The sequence below is a fragment of the Gemmatimonadaceae bacterium genome (genome assembly GCA_020846935.1).
In the GTDB taxonomy this organism is placed as follows: Bacteria; Gemmatimonadota; Gemmatimonadetes; order Gemmatimonadales; family Gemmatimonadaceae; genus RBC101.
The window spans coordinates 563131-579639 of the sequence record JADLCY010000011.1; the positions used below are offsets into that span (position 1 = coordinate 563131).

Genomic DNA, 16509 nt, shown 5'->3' on the forward strand with positions numbered 1-16509 from the left:
TCAAAGCTAGTGAGGTGCGGCGTTCGCTCGGGACTAGATGGAGGCCGTGCCCGACCACCGCTCGCGCAGGCGCCGGGCCGTGTCCGGACTGACGATGCGCACGACGAGATAGATCATCGCTCCGACCAGGGCCACCCAGATGGCCATCTTGAGCAGGGTCAGGAGCAGAGCGAAGAAGATCCCGAAAACGCCGAAGAAGAGCTTGAGCAGGAACAATCCGCCGACAGCGAAGAGCCCGATCATGAAGATGGTGCGCAGCATGGTCCCGTACCTCAGGTGCAAGTCCTGCTTGGGTGTACGCGCCGCCGCGCGCGATGGTTTCAGGGCTCGGCGGCCGGACCGGCGGCGGGCCGGCCCCCTCAGGAACCCCGGTGATAACCGTCTATTCCTGAGTGAAAGGGTTGTGCCTACACGCCCGAGTGCGCGCCCGGAGCTAGATTCACGCCCGACCCAGTGGTCCGGCCATCCGGACCGATCCGGACATCTTCCCAACGCGGGACATGGCAGAATCGCTCTACCAGATCATCGGCCGCCACCGAAAGGAACCGCTCCCTGAGCGGAAGCCGAGTTGGCTCAAGGTCCGGGCACCGGGCGGAGCGAACTACGTACGGCTCAAGGGCCTCATGCGCGAGCTGAACCTGCATACGGTCTGCGAGGAGGCCCACTGCCCCAACGTGGGCGAGTGCTGGGAACACGGGACGGCCACGTTCATGATCCTCGGGGACGTCTGCACGCGCAACTGCGGCTATTGCGCGGTATCCCACGGGCGACCCCCGGTGTACGACGTCGAGGAGCCCAATCGTGTCGCGGCCGCGATTGCGGAGATGAACCTGCGGCACGCCGTCATCACGTCGGTCGATCGCGATGACCTGCCCGACTATGGCTCATGGATCTTTGCCGAGACGATCCGGCAGATCCACGCCCGCGTTCCGGGCTGCTCGGTCGAGGTTCTCGTTCCCGATTTCCAGGGCGACGAAACGGCGATCCGCGCGGTGCTCGACGCGGCGCCAGAGATCTACAATCACAACACCGAGACGGTGCCGCGCCTGTACAAGCGCGCTCGGCCCGGCGGTCGCTACGAGCGCGTCCTGAACATCTTCCGGTTTGCCAAGCGAGCCGCGCCACACATCCCCACCAAGACCGGCATGATCCTCGGGCTTGGCGAGGCCATCGAGGAGGTGCTGGAGGTGATGCGGGACCTCCGCAGCGTCGATGTCGACATCCTCACGTTGGGGCAGTACCTCCGGCCATCCAACGATCACCTCCCGCTCGACCGCTATTACACGCCCGCCGAATTTCTCGAGCTGCGACAGGCCGGACTCGCGATGGGGTTCCGCCACGTCGAGTCCAGCCCGCTCGTCCGCTCGAGCTACCATGCCTGGGAGCAGGTCCAGGCCGCAGGAATGGTCGCCGAGGAAGCGTAGGCTCCCCGCGCGACCACGCACGAATCCTGACAGCATCCGGTCCGGCGACGCCCGACGGCAATAGGCCGCAGCTCGTCGTCCGGACTTCGCTCCTCCGCTGCGCTCGCATGCAGCGGGCGCCCCGAACGATGGCACGCATCACACCGCACATGGCGAAGAAAAGACCCGACCCAAAGCCTGAGCCCACGCTCGGTGACACGGACGCTCCCACGCGCCGGACCCTTCTGCGCTCCATGCTCCTCCAGCGCCGCTTCGAGGAGCGTTGCGCCGAGGCTTACGCGCTCGGCCGGATCGGCGGCTTCTGCCACCTGTACATCGGGCAGGAGGCGACTGGCACGGGCGTGATTTCGTTGTTGCGCCCCGACGACTACGTCATCACCACCTACCGCGATCACGGACAGGCGCTCGCGCGCGGCATCTCAGCGCGTGCGGTGATGGCGGAACTCTTTGGGCGCAGCGATGGCTGCGCGCGCGGCAAGGGCGGCTCGATGCACCTGTTCGATCGCAACACGAACTTCCTCGGTGGTCACGGGATCGTGGGTGGGCACGTCCCGCTCGCGACCGGCGTCGGCTTCGCGATCAAGTATCGCGGCGGCGACCAGGTGTGCGTGTGCTTCATGGGCGAGTCGGTCGTGAACACCGGCGCGTTCCACGAGGCGCTGAACATGGCGGGTTTGTGGAAGTTGCCGGTGATCTACGTGATCGAGAACAACCGCTACGGCATGGGTACCGCCCTCGAGCGGGCGTCGGCGATCCATGACATCTACCAGCGCGGTGCCGCGTACGACATGCCGCGTGGGGTGATCGACGGTCAGGACGTGCTGGCCGTCCGCGCGGGGACGGCCGAGGCCATCCGTCGCGCGCGCACGGAGTCGATGCCGACGCTGCTCGAGATCCGCACCTACCGCTTCATGGGCCACTCGATGTCTGATGCCGTGAGCGGCACATATCGGACGAAGGCCGAGCTCGACGAGTACCTGCAGCGCGATCCGATCAACGTGCTCCGCACGCACATGGAAGACGCCGGCGAGATCGACGACGCAGGGATGGCCGCGATGGACGACGAGGTGAAAGCCGAGGTCCAGGACTCCTGGGACTTCGCCGAGGCGAGCCCCGAGCCCGCCCCCGAGAGCCTGTACGAGGATGTCCTCGTGGAGACTACGACCTAACATGCCAGTCATTACCTACCGCGACGCCCTCAACCAGGCCCTTCGCGAGGAGATGCAGCGCGACGATCGCGTGTTCCTCATGGGCGAAGAAGTGGCCGTGTACCAGGGCGCCTACAAAGTCTCCAAAGGCCTGCTGCAGGAGTTCGGCGAGATGCGCGTCGTCGACACGCCGATCACCGAACTCGGGTTCGCCGGGGTGGGCGTCGGCGCGGCGATGGTTGGCCTGCGACCGGTCATCGAGTTCATGACCTGGAACTTCGCGCTGCTGGCGCTGGACCAGGTGGTCAACGCCGCCGCCAAGATGCTCTACATGTCCGGCGGCCAGTACCACATCCCGATCGTGTTTCGCGGCCCCAACGGCGCCGCGCTCCAGCTCGCCGCCCAGCACTCACAGGCGTGGGACTCCTGGCTGGCCCACATCCCCGGCCTCAAGGTGGTGTCGCCGGGAACACCGTACGACGCCAAGGGGCTCCTCAAGAGCGCCATTCGGGACGACAACCCGGTGATGTTCCTCGAAGGCGAGATGATGTACAACTGGAAGGGCGAGGTGCCCGCCGAAGAGTACGTCGTCCCGATCGGCAAGGCGGACATCAAGCGCGAAGGCGACCATTGCACGGTGGTCACCTATGGAAAGCTGGTGACGCTTGGCCTTCAGGTCGCTGATGCCCTGGCAAAGGAAAACATCAACGTGGAGGTCGTCGACCTTCGGACGATCCGGCCCCTGGACGTCGAGACCGTGCAGGCTTCGGTGCGCAAGACGAATCGCTGCGTGGTACTCGAGGAAGGCTGGGAGTTCTGCGGCGTCGGCGCGCAGGTGGTGGACTATGTCCAGCGCGACTGCTTCGACGATCTCGACGCCCCGGTCGTGCGCGTGCACCAGGCGGACGTACCCATGCCATACGCCAAGAATCTCGAGAAGGCCGCGAAGCCTGATCTGGCCAAGACCATCGCGGCCGTGAAGAAGGTCATGTATCTGGACGGGTAGAGGGATGGACGCGTGGACGGGCGGATGATTTCGGATCCGTCCTTCCGCCCGCGTTCATCCATTCGTTCGTACGCCCGTCTATCCGTCCGCCGTCACTCATCCGTCCATAGTCATGGCTACCAAGGTGTTCATGGAAGCGCTCTCTCCCACGATGGAAGAGGGACGCCTCGTCAAGTGGCTCAGGAACGAGGGAGACGCCGTGAAGAACGGCGATGTTCTGGCCGAGGTGGAGACCGACAAGGCGATCATGGAGCTCGTGGCGCGCGGCGATGGGGTCCTGCGCAAGCGGCTCCTCGCGGAGGGCGCGACGTCAGCCGTGGGGGCGCTCATCGGCGTGATTGCGGCGCCTGGTGAGAACATCGATGCCCTGGTGGGGGGCACAGGTGGCGCGGCGAGCGCGGGCGGCGCAGTGAGCGCGCCGGCGGCGAGCACCGCAGCCGTGGCGCCGGCGTCCGCCGCAGCAGCCTCCACCGCCGCCGCAACAGCCAACCGGGGGGCCCCCCCCGTAGCTCAAGCTACGACCGAACCCGCCACCGAGCGCAATCATCCTGTCCCCGCTGTAACCGATTCCCCGCTGGGGCGGCCGCGGTCCTCACCGCTCGCGCGACGACTCGCCTCCGAACGTGGGCTCGACCTCGGTGGCGTCCAGGGCTCGGGACCCGGCGGCCGCATCGTGAAGAAGGACGTCGAGGCCGCGGCTGTTGCCCCTGCCCGCCCGACCGCAGCTGCCGCTTCCCCGCTCGCAACCGTTGCACGCGCCGCGACCGGCGAGGCCTACCGCGACGTCCCGCTGACCCAGATCCGCAAGACCATCGCGCGCCGACTCAGCGAGTCCCTGGGCCCGATCCCCACCTTCTTCCTCACCGCTGAATACGACATGGAGCGCGTCGCCGAGATGCGGAGCGCCATGGCGGAACTCGGGAGCGAATTCAAGGTCTCGTTCAACGACATCGTGCTCAAGGCGGTGGCCACCGCGCTCGCACAACATCCGGAATGCAACGCCCACTGGATGGGCGACCACATTCGCTACTGGAACCGTGTCCACCTCGGCATGGCCGTCGCTGTGGAGGACGGGCTCATCACCCCGGTCATCTTTGACGCGGACACCAGGAGCCTGCGTGACATCGCGGCAGCGTCCAGGGACCTGGCCGCGCGCGGCCGCGAGCGAAAGCTCAAGCCCGACGAATACACGGGCTCCACGTTCTCCGTCTCGAACCTCGGGATGTTCGGCATCGACCAGTTCACCGCCATCATCAATCCGCCCGAAGCCGGCATCCTCGCGATCGGTGGCATCGAGCAGAAACCCGTCGTGCACGATGGCGCGATCACCATCCGGCGGCGCCTCCGCGTCACCATGAGCTGCGACCACCGCGTCATCGACGGGGCCACGGGCGCGAGGTTCCTGCAGACCCTGCGCCGCCTCATCGAGAACCCCTTGATGCTGGTGTACTGAGAACCGGGCACCACGCCGCAGCCCGACCGTCGAGGGAGGTGGATCCGCTCTTACGCACCCGACGGGTGATGTGATCCGCGTCCCGGTAGCTGGCGGCAACGCGGCAACGCGGCCGGCCCAGCCCGGCGCCGCCAGCCATCTGCGCTAAGGCCGTTCGCGCCATCGCTCGAATCGTTACAGCAGCGGTTGCCAGGGTCACTCAGGCGACGTCTTCCGTGGTCGATAGCCCCCACGGATGCCCGGCTCAGCCGTTCGAACGCTTCTTGCCCCACGACTCGGCGCTGCGCTTTTCGGCGCCACCCTTGTCTGGCTCCTTGCCGCGTGTGGCGGGAGCGAAGGCGAGGGCGTTCCCACTGGCTCGAACGCGCCCCGGACGGGCTCCCTCGCCTTGGTCATCGCTGGCCTGCCCGGCACCGCGTCGGCGTCGGTCACCGTGGCTGGGCCTGGAGGCTTCACGCAGAGCGTTGCCGGCTCCACAACCCTGCAGGGCCTCGCGGCGGGCCCCTACACCATCACGTCGGCCGACGCCACGCACGGGAGCGATCGCTACGTGCCGAGCGCGACCTCGGCGTCGGTGGTGGTGTCGCACGGCGCGACGGCGTCAGCCACCATCACCTACGCCATCGCGTCCGGCTCCATCAATCTGACCCTGAGCGGCCTACCGGTCGGCGCTGACGCCGCCGTGCGGCTCACCGGGCCGAACGGGTTCAGCCGGATGGCGACCTCATCAGGCGTGATCGGCGGCCTCGCGCCTGGATCCTACTCCCTTACCGCCGCGCCCGTCGCCGCAGGCGGACACACCTGGACGCCCGCGACCATCTCCGCGTCGCTGCAGGTTGAAGCCAGCGCCACGTCGGTACCCGTGTCCGTCTCGTACGACGTCTCCACGGGTGCACTCACCGCAGGTATCTCCGGACTCCCCGCCGGCCAGGCGCCGTCGGTCCTCGTGACCGGACCCGCCAGCTTCGCCAGGACCGTCGCCGCCGGCGAATTGATCACGAACCTTACGCCGGGCACGTACACGCTGACGGGCGCCCCCGTGAGCGTCGGCGCCGATCAGTACCGCGTTCCCGCCGCGCTGCAGGTCGTCGTTGGAGCGTCGACCACGCCCGCCACGGCGCAGCTGGTGTACGCGCTCGCGAGCGGCCGGCTCTCGATCGCGTTCGCGGGCCTTCCGCAGGGCGCGAACGGTTCGGCCGTCGTCACCGGCCCGTCAGGCTACGAGAAGACCGTGACGGCCGCCGAAACGATCACCGGACTGGCTCCCGGCATGTACACCGTGACGCCATCCGACGTCGTCGTGAGTGGTGTGACGTTCGGCGTGGCGGCCGGCGCGCAGCCCGTTGCCGTCTCCGCCTCTGCCACGCCGGCGACGGCCTCCCTCACCTACGCCATCACGAAGGGCGCGCTCCAGGTGATCGTGCTGGGCCTCCCGCAATCCCTGTCCGGGTCCGTGATCGTGACCGGGCCCGGCGGCTTTGCCGACACGCTGTCTCGCACCACGGCGCTCGTGGGCCTTGCGCCTGGCACCTACGCGTTGACGGTCCGCAACGTCAATGCGGGCTTGCACGTCTACGCGGGCACGCCAACGAGCAGCCAGGCGGTGGTCACCGCGTCGGCGACCGCGGTTCAATCCACGGTCACCTACACCCTCGCGTCCGGCCTCCTCGATCTGACGGTGAACGGGCTGCCTAACGGCGTGCTCGGCAACATCACGCTCAGCGGACCGGGTGGATACTCACAGGCCATCACCGGCAGCCAGCTGATCTCCGGCCTCGCTCCCGGCGCGTACACCATCACAGCCGGCACCACGCAGGGCGGCGGCACGATCTACGCCGGCAGCCCCGGCACGCAGCTCCTCAACATCGCCGCGTCCACATCGGCCATCCAGGCAACGGTGACGTATCGATCCGCCAGTGGATCACTCAACGTGACCATCAATGGCCTGCCCGGTGCGGTGAACGCCGACGTGCGCGTGACGGGCCCGGGCGCGTACAGCTCGACGCTGACGGCGACGCAGCTGCTGAGCGGCCTCCTGCCCGGCAACTACACGGCGACAGCAAGCCCGGTCACACACTCCGGCGCCACCTACACGGCGTCGCCTGCGTCGGCTTCGGCCACGGTCACCACCGGTGGGACCGGGAGCGTATCGCTCACCTACACGCAAACGGGCGGGCCACCACCGCCACCGCCGCCCTTCAACCTCGTCATCGACGGCATGCACGTGCAGCAGGTGGTGCAGTCCTACGCCGGCACCGTGCCACTCGTGGAGGGCAAGGACGGCCTCCTCCGCGTCTTCGTGAAGGCCTCGGCGACCAACACCGCGGCGCCCACGGTGCGCGTGCGCTTCTACAACGGCGCCACGCTGCAGTCGACCGTCAGCATCAACCCGCCGGTCAGCGCCGTGCCGACCTCGGTTTCGCAGGCGTCACTCTCGGCGTCTTGGAACGTCGTCGTGCCGGCGGCGCTCATGGTCCCCGGCCTTCGCATCCTCGCCGACGTCGACCCGACGAACACCGTGACCGAGTCCGCGGAAAACGACAACTCCTGGCCCACGTCCGGGACGCCGCAGACCATGGACATACGCGCGGTCCCGTCGTTCAACATCCGCTTCGTGCCGGTGACCCAGTCGGCCAACAACCTGACCGGCGGCGTCACGGCCGGGAACGTCGGCTCGTACCTCTCGTGGACGACGAAGCTTTTTCCCACGGGGACCGTCAACGCCGACGTGCGCGCGCCCTACACGACGAATGCGCCCGTGCTCCAGGGCGGCGACGGCAACGGCGCCTGGTCGCAGATCCTGAGTGAGATGAACGCGCTCCGCACCGCCGACGGTTCGAGTCGCTACTACGCCGGCATCGCCCGCGTGACGTACTCGTCAGGCATCGCCGGCCTGGGCTACGTGCCCGGCCGCGCCACCCTGTCCTGGGACTACCTGCCCTCCGCGTCCGAGGTCGTTGCCCACGAGCTTGGACACAACTTCGGCCGCTTCCATGCCCCCTGTGGCGGCGCGGGCGGCCCCGATCCCTCATACCCGTACGCCGGGGGTCTGATCGGCGTCTATGGCTACGACGTCGCCTCGTCGTCGCTCAAGGCGCCCACGCTGTCCGACCTCATGGGGTACTGCAACAACAACTGGATCTCGGACTACACCTACGTCGCGGTCATGAACCACCGGATCGCGAATCCCTACGTCGCGGCGGCGCGCGCCGTGGCCACCTCGGCGCCCAGGCGCGGCCTGCTGGTCTGGGGCCGGATCAGCAAGGGCCAGGTGATCCTCGAGCCGGCCTATGAGGTGAACACCGCGCCGTCGGTGCCCACCGGTCGTGGGCGCCATCGCCTGCAGGCCTTCGGGCCGCTCGGGCAGACCCTGCTCAACGTCGCCTTCGACGGTGAACGCGTCGCGGATGCCAACGACCCCACGATGGAGCACTTCGCCTTCGTCCTCCCGCTCGATGTCCTTGGCGGCGTTGCGCCGACCCGATTCCGCGTGACCGCACAGGGCCGCAGCGCCGAGCGTCGATCCACCGGTGCAGACCTCAGCCTGCGCGAAGCGCCCGCCGCCGAACGGCGCGGCAGTCGCGAGATCCGAGTGAAATGGTCCGATCGCGAGGTGGCCGGCGTCATGGTGCGCGACGCGCGCACCGGCGAGATCCTCTCCTTCGCCACCGGTGGCGACGCCGCCATCGTCACCAGTGCGCGCGACGTGGACCTCGTGCTCTCCGACGGCGCCCGTAGCACGGTCCGTCGAGTGCGCGTGCGCTAGCCAATGGCGTAGGGTTCCCGGAAGACGCGAGGGCGCTTGTCCTCCGCTTCATCCCGAGCGGCGTTGGCCGCGGCCGGGACGCGCTCACCCGGCACTCATTCGGGTCGATCAGCGAGTAGATTTCGGCCGTTCCGCACGACCTCAGGGGCCTGTGCGCCCCGCTGAAATCCGACTCGAATCGATCGAATGGCCTCCTACGACGTCATCTTCATCGGCGGCGGGCCCGCCGGCTATGTCGGCGCCCTGCGTTGCGGGCAGCTCGGCCTCTCCACCGCCGTCATCGAGCGCGAAGGCCTGGGCGGCACCTGCGTCCTCTGGGGCTGCATCCCCGCCAAGGCCCTGCTCGAAAGCGCATCGCTCGCCAACAAGGTGCGCCACGCCGCGGATTTTGGCGTCAGCGTCGGCGACGTGAAGTTCGACTATGGCGTCGCCATGAAGCGCTCCCGCGCGGTGAGCGCCCAGAACTCCAAGGGCGTCGAGTTTCTCTTCAAGAAGAACAAGGTCACCTGGATCAAGGGCACCGGAAAGCTCGTCAAGGGCAAGTCCGGCGTCGCAGTCTCGGTCAGGGGCGCTGACGGCAAGGAAGAGGTGCACGAGGCGAAGAAGGGCATCGTCATCTCCACCGGCTCGCGCGTGCGCGGCCTGCCGCAGGTCGGGCTCGAGCTGAACAAGACGACGGTGATTTCGTCCGACGAGGCCCTCGTGCTCGACAAGGCGCCGAAGGCGGTCGCCGTGATCGGGGCCGGCGCCGTTGGCTGCGAGTTCGCCGACGTCTTCAATGCGTTCGGCGCCACCGTCCACCTCGTCGAGGTGCTGCCCAACATCCTGCCCCTGGAGGACGCCGACGCCTCGGCCGAAGTGGGCCGCGCCTTCAAGAAGCGAAAGATCAACGTCCACACCGGCGCAAAGCTGTCGAACGTGAAAGTCGGCAAGGACTCCGTGAAGCTTACCATCGAGGCAGGCGGGGCGACGTCCGAGATCGAAGTGGAGAAGGTGCTCGTCGCGGCCGGCCGCGCGCCTAACGTGGAAGACGTGGGGCTCAAGGATGTCGGCGTACAGCTCACCGAACGCGGCTTCATCAAGGCCGACCCGATCACCTACGAGACCAGCGTGAAGGGCGTCTATGCCATCGGCGACGTGATCGGTGCGCCCATGCTCGCCCACAAGGGCCAGCGCGAGGGCCACATCCTCGCCGACCGGCTCGGCGGACAGCACGCGCACCCGCTCACGTACACCAACATCCCCAACGCCACGTACTGTCACCCCGAGGTCGCTTCGATCGGTCTGACGGAGCAGGCGTGCAAGGAGCAGAAGCTCGACTACAAGGTCGGGAAGTTCCCCTTCTCCGCCAACGGCCGGGCCCGCACCTCGGGCGAAACCGAGGGCTTCGTGAAGATCATCCGCGATGCCAAACACGGGGAAATCCTCGGCGCGCACATCGTTGGCGCCCACGCCACGGAACTGATCCACGAGATCGTGGTGGCTCGCGAAAACGAGTTCACCGTCGAGGAGATCGACCTCGCCATCCACGCGCACCCGACGCTGTCGGAAGCCGTGGCCGAGGCCGTGCTCGACTCGATGGGGAAGCTGTTGCACGCGTGAGGCCAGGCGGACGTGCGGACGACGAAGGTACAGACGACGAACGTGCAGACGACGAGCGTGCGGACGATGAACGTACGAGCGGCGGAGGTGCGGAAGGCGGTGCGAACGGCGGATGAACGAGCGGCGGAGGTGCGGAAGGCGGTACGAACGGCGGCTGAGCGAACGGCGGAGGTGCGGAAGGTGGTGCGAACGGCGGATGAACGAGCGGCGGAGGTGCGGAAGGCGGTACGAACGGCGGATGAACGAACGGCGGATGAACGAACGGCGAGTGAACGGATGGCGGATGGCGGATGGTGGATGGTGGATGGTGGTTGCTGGACGGCGGATGGCGGATGGCGGATGGACGGACAGGCACGGAGACATGGAGTGCCGCACCAGTCCCCCGTGCCGTCATCCCGGACAAGTAGCCATTCAGAGCCGATGAGGAGCGACAGCAACGCACGGGGCAGATCGATTTGTTCTCCCCCGCTTCACACGGCTCACCGAGCGCGATGCGGGCCAGGCTGGTGAGCATGGAGCGAGTGCGACCACAAAGCCTGATCCACAGTCGTTAGGGCCGATGGACGAGTCGAGACAGCTGCTGGTCGTCGAGCTCGGGCTTCGGGCGTATGCCGAAGCCCTCGAGATCCAGCGCGAGGCCGCGCGCAAGCGCATCACCGGCGAGATCGACCAGGACATGCTGCTCCTCGTCGAACACCCCCACGTCATCACCCTCGGCCGATCGACGAAGCTCGTGAACCTGGTCGCTTCGCGTGAAGACCTCGAAGCGCGCGGGATCGAGCTGTTCGAGGTCGAGCGCGGTGGCGACGTGACGTATCACGGCCCAGGGCAACTGGTGGGCTATCCCATCATCGACCTCAAACGCCACCGCCAGGACCTGCACTGGTATCTCAGGCAGGTCGAAGAGGCGCTGATCACCGCGCTGCGCCGCTTTGGGATCGAGGGAGCGAGGAGCCCGGGCTTTACCGGCGTGTGGGTCGAGGGCGGCTTGGGCGGCGCGACCGCCGCGCCCCGGTCTGAGGGTCAGGAGGCGATCAGCCCACGGGCACGGAAGATTGCTTCGATCGGCGTCCACGCCCGCGATTGGGTCACGTGGCATGGCTTCGCGCTCAACGTGACCACTGACCTGGCCCGCTTCGACGCCATCGTCCCTTGCGGCATCACCGACGTGACCATGACCTCGATCGAGCGGGAGCTGCCGCACGACAGCGCCGTGGACATGGTCGCGACGCGTGAGCGCGTCGTCGAGGCCTTTGGCGAGGTGTTCGGGCTGCAGCCGCGACCATTTCCCGAGGGGCTGAACCTCGGTCGGAGCATGGGGTAAGTCCACCCGCCGGCGATATATTGGACGCGCGGCCTACCGCCGACTTCAGGTCCTCTTCTCGCACCAACATGAGCCCTTCCCCACGCCCCCGCTCCGGTTCCGTCGTCCTTGCTGCGCTCGGTTTGCTCGCGCTCACGGCGTGCCAGGACAAGCGCCTTCGCGAGCTCGACGTCGGCATCTCGCGCGACTCCGCCATCCGGATCCTCGCCGACGGCTCGCTTGGCACCGCCGACACGATCCCCAACATCTACCGGCACAACCGATACTTCATGCAGGGGCGCGAGTTCGACGTGTATCTCTTTGACGCGGAGAACCGGAAGGCGTGGACCGACCCGGAAGTCCTCGACAAGGATCTGACTCCGGTGGTGGTCGTCGATGGGAAGGTCGACGGGTGGGGCTGGGGACACATGGACGACGTCACGTCGAAGTACGGGATCCGTATTCGGGCCGGAGACGTGGTCCCGACGACGACGGTCACCACGCCGGCGCAGCTGCCCGGCGATTCAGGTGCAAAGGTGGTTCCGGACAGCGGAGCGACGTCCCGGTAGAGCACGCAGCCAAAGAGGTACCAAGGGGCGCGGCCGACCACGAGGCCGCGCCCTTTTTTCTTGTTCGAGCGCGAGGTGCGATGCGCTTTTGCGCGCGCGCCTCGGGGTTGAGCCGCCGCCTGCGGCGCCGGCGAGTCGCGCTCATCGACAGCGGCGCTTTGAGGGTGCTGCGCTGCGCGCGCGTTGCGGGGTGAGCCGCCGCCTGAGACTCCGGCAGGTCGCGCCCGTCAAGTAGCGGCACTTTGAGGGTGCGATGCGCTTTGCGTGCGTTGCGGGGTGTGCCGCCGCTCGAGACTCCGGCAAGTCGCGCCCGTCGAGTAGCGGCACTTTGCGGGTGCGCCACGCTTCGTGGGCGCGGTGCGGGGTGCACCCGCGGTTGGAGACTTCGGCACGTCGCGCGCTGCCGAGCAGCGGCGCGTTGGTTCGGACAATCGCGGGCGGTGTGGCCCTGAATGCACAACGGGCCCCGCCTTTCGGCGGAGCCCGTTGTTTCGAGCTTCAGGCGTTGAGCTGCGTTAGCAGTTCGTGCCCTTGACGCAGGAGCCGGTCGAGAGACCGTCGCCAGCCGTGGTCATACCCACCGCGCGGATGACGTCACCCGCGGCAACCGCCGGGGAGACACCGCTGAGCGTGTACGTCCAGAACCGGTTGGAGCCCTGGTCGAAGATCGTCGGGTTGGTGCCCGGGACCGCGTCGACCTTTCCGAGGTACACCCAGCGGCCTTCGCTGCCGGCCGTGGAGTAGCGGAAGAACCCAACCTGCGGGAACGGCACGTTCGTGATGACCGTGCTGGTGAGGGCGCGGGCCTGGATGGCGCTGCCCGTGGTGCCCACACCGAAGACGAACCACTTGCCACCGGCGCCGAGCGAGGAGATCGGCGAACCGGCCGGCACCTGACCCGCGAGGATCGGGGCACCGAAGAAGGCTGACACGAACGGCGGCGTCGTGTAGACCACCGTGCTCGGGGTGTAGGCGCGGATGTCATAGACCTGCGCGACCACACCGATCGGCTTGTAGTTCGCGTTGTTGGCCACCGGCGGGAGCGAATCGAGCGTGGCGACCGAGTCGATACCGCGGAGGAAGTTGATCGGCAGCGTCAGGCCAGCAGCGCCGAACGGAGCCAGACCACCAACCACGCTGGACAGCGGGGCACCCGAGAACGGCGCCTTGTAGTCCGTGAAGAACGCACGCGGGAAGTACAGGGTGTCGGCACCAGCGCCGTCAGGACCGGTCATCGCCGGGTAACGGACGCCGAGGGCGCCATCGAGCACTTCGAGTTCGTCCGTCGCATTCGGCACAAAGGCAACCGAAGCACCACCCGTGAGGATGGCCGGGAAGCCGATGCCCGTGATGAGCGGAGTGGCCACATCCACGGCGACCGTCTTCGTCACGGTGCCCGAGCTGTTACCGGCACGGTCAACGACGCTGGTCTCGTAGGTGTAGTAGCCGGCCGAGTCCGTGTTCGTGGCGGACGGGTACAGCGCGTTGACGCGGCCAGTGCTGCCGCCCGACGCGTTGATGCCCGTGCCGTACACGCTCGCGGTGTCGCGGCGGTACGTGTTGTCGTTCACGTCGACCGCGCCGAGGCGGCGGGCCGGCGCGCAGCTCGAACCGACGCCGACGATGCAGGTCGGGCCGGACGCGGCGAGGCGCGTGATCTTGACGAACTGCGGCTCGGCGCCAATGGTCGTGCCGAAGCCCGAACGCGTGTCACGATAGCGGACGCCGAAGTAGCCGGAGTCAGCGCGAATCGTGTTGAGCACGTTGCCCTGGTTCGACAGGACCTTGGTGTTGCCAAGGGTGTCGAGCGCCGGGAGCAGGATGCGCGGCTCGCCCGAGCCCACGGTGGCCGTGAGGTAGTCGAGCGTGGGCGCCGTGACGTCAACGCCGAAGTTCTGCGTGCCCGGCGACGTGCTGGTGCTGCCGAGGTACGTGATGCTGGCGTTGCCCAGGAGATCCTTCTCGGTCACGCGGCCGTTGTAGGCGTTGACCGTGAAGTCGACCGGGTTTTCGGGGATGTTCGTGGTGTTGGCAACGTGCGTGACCCACGCCGTGCCGGAGACCGCGCGATCTTCGTACTCGTACACGTCCGTCGAGGCGGCAGCAGTGCCGACGCCGCCGTCAACCGCGCGACCACGGGCCAGAAGGCCAGCCGACGAGGTGTCGTGACGGAAGGCCGCGTTGGCCCAGTAGTCGTTGGTGGTGGCCGCAACGAAGGCGTAGGTCGCGGTGCCCGGACCAGCGACGTCGATGCGAACCGGGATCGCGGCGGCCTGCACCATGAGCGCGGCGTTCGCGAAGAGCGTACCGATCGGCGCGCCGACCGGGTCGATGCCGACGACGGCCGCGGGGCCGGCGTTGCCATCAGCGCGGAGCGAGGCGGCGACGCCCGGCTGCACGTTGACGTTGGTCAGGCCGGTGCAGCTGAACGTGGCCGTGAACGGAGCCGCCGTGTCGGTCACCGCGGCGCCGCAGAGGCTCGCGTTGCCGTCGATCGAGGCGTCGTCCAGGTGGATCGTGGCCTGGGTGATCGTGTTACCCGAGTACATGACCGGGATCGTGTTGACCGTGGTCGAGGTGCCCGGGCCGCCGTACCACAGGAGGCCCACGCCCGACACCGCCGTGTTGCTCGGCAGGGTCCAGCGCGCGTGGAACGTGTCGGTGTTGTTCAGGTTGATCGTGATGGTGTTCGAAGCCGTCGGGCCCGAAGCAGCCGTCACGAACAGTTCCGCCTGCACGCCCGTCGAACCGTTCAGGAAGCTGACGGTCGAGGTGGAGTCGGCGTTGATGGTGTAGGCCGCGGTGTTGATGGAGAGCGTCACCGGGGCGTTCGGGGCACCATTGACCGTGAAGGCCTGCGAAGCGGCCGACTTGCTGCCGAGCTTCACGCGGACCGAGTCAAGCGTCTGGTTGCCCGCCGAGATGTTCATCGTGACTTCGATCTGGCCGGCGACGTTCGCGATGTTCACCGGAACGTTCGTGGCGCCGGTCGTGATCGAGGAGATCGAGACCGAGGCGCTGGCGACGTTGATCGTCGTAGCGACGGACAGCGAGTTGGTGTTGGTGGCGGCCGTGGTCGTGATGACCGCGGTGCCGTTGCCAACCGCCGTCACGAGGCCGGTGGTGCTGACCGTGGCGACGAGCGTGTTGGACGTCGCGTAGGTGTACGTGACCGTCGGCGTGCCAACCGTCGTGGCGCTCGGAACGAGCTGGACGGTCGAGCCGATGCCCAGGTTGGCCGTGGTCGGCGCAACCGTGAGAGCCGTCAGGTTGTTCGGAACGGCCACGACCGTCACCGCGAGGGCAGCCGACTTCGTGTTGTCGACCGTCGAGGTGGCCGTGATGACCGACGTACCAGCGGCAACCGCCGTGATCAGACCGGAGGTCTGGTTCACGGTCGCGACCGCGGCGTTGTTCGAGGCCCAGTTCACCGTGCCGGCGACGCCCGCATCGCGATCAACCGTCGCAACCGCGGTGGCCGTCTGGCCGACCTGGAGATTCAGCGCCTGCGGCGACACCGAGACGCTGCGAACGGCCAGCGCCGTGACGTTCACCTGCGCCGCGCCCGACTTGGACGCATCGACCGTGGAGACCGCGCGGACCGTGGTGTTACCAGCCGCAACCGCGGTGACCTGACCGGTGGTGGCGTTGACCGACGCGACCGCAGGCGTCGAGGACGACCAAGCCACGGTCGTGGCGGCGCCACCCGTGGTCTCGACGCTGACGCCGAGGGTCGCCGACTCGCCAACCTTGAGCGAGAGCGTCGATGGGCTCACCGTCACCCCGACGACCGCAACCGGCGTCGGCGTAGGAGCGGCGATGGATACGTCGTCACCGCAAGCCGCCAAGGCCGCAAGCCCGGCGAGTGCGATGAACGACCGAGAGAGTTTCTGCATTCTTTTCCCCCTTCTGCAGAGATGAGATTGTGCTGCCGTGAACCACATACGAACGACCTGCTGACCTACCACTTGTTGCGTCCTGCCATGCTGTGCCGCTGCGACCCGCACCTCCTGCCGCCCGACGGACAAGCGCCGACGGGAGGCGCAGCGCGGCCTCCGTCTAGACTGGAGACCCCACCTTGCTCCCGGCGGTCACTTCGATTTTCGAGCAGCCCGTGGACCCATCGCAGGCCCAAGTCCACAGCCAGTCAAAATACCCCCGAGCCGAAAGGGGGTCAAGGCAAACGAAAGCCACGCTTGGCTTTCCATTCGCCCTGCCCCACTCCGGTGCTCCGGGTC

The 16509-nt window shown here is 67.7% G+C and carries 10 protein-coding genes; 8 read left to right on the plus strand and 2 right to left on the minus strand.

The annotated features are described in order from the left end of the window. Positions 1-33: 33 nt before the first annotated feature. Positions 34-261: a hypothetical protein gene (locus IT361_14935; protein MCC6318972.1), complete on the minus strand. Its 228-nt coding sequence runs from the start codon at positions 259-261 to the stop codon at positions 34-36. Between the two features lie 239 nt (positions 262-500). Between IT361_14935 and lipA the strand changes: the two genes are divergently transcribed. The 8 genes from lipA to IT361_14975 all read left to right on the plus strand — a co-directional run bounded on the left by lipA (position 501) and on the right by IT361_14975 (position 12271). Next, on the plus strand, positions 501-1424 hold the full coding sequence (gene lipA / locus IT361_14940) for a lipoyl synthase (protein ID MCC6318973.1): 924 nt from the start codon (positions 501-503) through the stop codon (positions 1422-1424). A gap of 128 nt (positions 1425-1552) precedes the next feature. Then, entirely contained in the window at positions 1553-2593 is a 1041-nt protein-coding gene (pdhA, locus tag IT361_14945; protein MCC6318974.1) for a pyruvate dehydrogenase (acetyl-transferring) E1 component subunit alpha, read from the plus strand. Beyond that, the gene (locus IT361_14950) at positions 2568-3578 is read left to right on the plus strand and encodes a pyruvate dehydrogenase complex E1 component subunit beta (protein MCC6318975.1); all 1011 of its coding nucleotides are present in this window, start codon (positions 2568-2570) and stop codon (positions 3576-3578) included. The genes pdhA and IT361_14950 overlap by 26 nt, the downstream gene beginning before the upstream one ends. 112 nt (positions 3579-3690) lie before the next feature. Then, positions 3691-5031, plus strand: a complete 1341-nt coding sequence (locus tag IT361_14955; GenBank protein ID MCC6318976.1) for a 2-oxo acid dehydrogenase subunit E2 — start codon at positions 3691-3693, stop codon at positions 5029-5031. A gap of 388 nt (positions 5032-5419) precedes the next feature. Next, positions 5420-8797 (plus strand): hypothetical protein, encoded by a 3378-nt coding sequence (locus IT361_14960; protein ID MCC6318977.1) that lies wholly within the window; start codon positions 5420-5422, stop codon positions 8795-8797. Positions 8798-8983: 186 nt separating this feature from the next. Next, positions 8984-10399, plus strand: coding sequence for a dihydrolipoyl dehydrogenase (gene lpdA, locus IT361_14965; GenBank protein ID MCC6318978.1), 1416 nt, complete (start codon positions 8984-8986; stop codon positions 10397-10399). 559 nt (positions 10400-10958) lie between these two features. After that, entirely contained in the window at positions 10959-11723 is a 765-nt protein-coding gene (lipB, locus tag IT361_14970; GenBank protein ID MCC6318979.1) for a lipoyl(octanoyl) transferase LipB, read from the plus strand. A gap of 68 nt (positions 11724-11791) precedes the next feature. Continuing rightward, positions 11792-12271, plus strand: a complete 480-nt coding sequence (locus IT361_14975) for a hypothetical protein (protein MCC6318980.1) — start codon at positions 11792-11794, stop codon at positions 12269-12271. Between the two features lie 515 nt (positions 12272-12786). On the opposite strand, the gene IT361_14980 is transcribed toward IT361_14975, so the two are convergent. Beyond that, positions 12787-16167, minus strand: coding sequence for an Ig-like domain-containing protein (locus IT361_14980; protein ID MCC6318981.1), 3381 nt, complete (start codon positions 16165-16167; stop codon positions 12787-12789). Positions 16168-16509: the final 342 nt, after the last annotated feature.

Excerpts from the sequence above, each read along its gene's own strand:
- IT361_14935 (MCC6318972.1), bottom strand. The coding sequence starts at position 261 with ATGCTGCGCACCATCTTCATGATCGGGCTCTTCGCTGTCGGCGGATTG.
- lipA (MCC6318973.1), top strand. The coding sequence starts at position 501 with ATGGCAGAATCGCTCTACCAGATCATCGGCCGCCACCGAAAGGAACCG.
- pdhA (MCC6318974.1), top strand. The coding sequence starts at position 1,553 with ATGGCACGCATCACACCGCACATGGCGAAGAAAAGACCCGACCCAAAG.
- IT361_14950 (MCC6318975.1), top strand. The coding sequence starts at position 2,568 with ATGTCCTCGTGGAGACTACGACCTAACATGCCAGTCATTACCTACCGC.
- IT361_14955 (MCC6318976.1), top strand. The coding sequence starts at position 3,691 with ATGGCTACCAAGGTGTTCATGGAAGCGCTCTCTCCCACGATGGAAGAG.
- lpdA (MCC6318978.1), top strand. The coding sequence starts at position 8,984 with ATGGCCTCCTACGACGTCATCTTCATCGGCGGCGGGCCCGCCGGCTAT.
- lipB (MCC6318979.1), top strand. The coding sequence starts at position 10,959 with ATGGACGAGTCGAGACAGCTGCTGGTCGTCGAGCTCGGGCTTCGGGCG.
- IT361_14975 (MCC6318980.1), top strand. The coding sequence starts at position 11,792 with ATGAGCCCTTCCCCACGCCCCCGCTCCGGTTCCGTCGTCCTTGCTGCG.
- IT361_14980 (MCC6318981.1), bottom strand. The coding sequence starts at position 16,167 with ATGCAGAAACTCTCTCGGTCGTTCATCGCACTCGCCGGGCTTGCGGCC.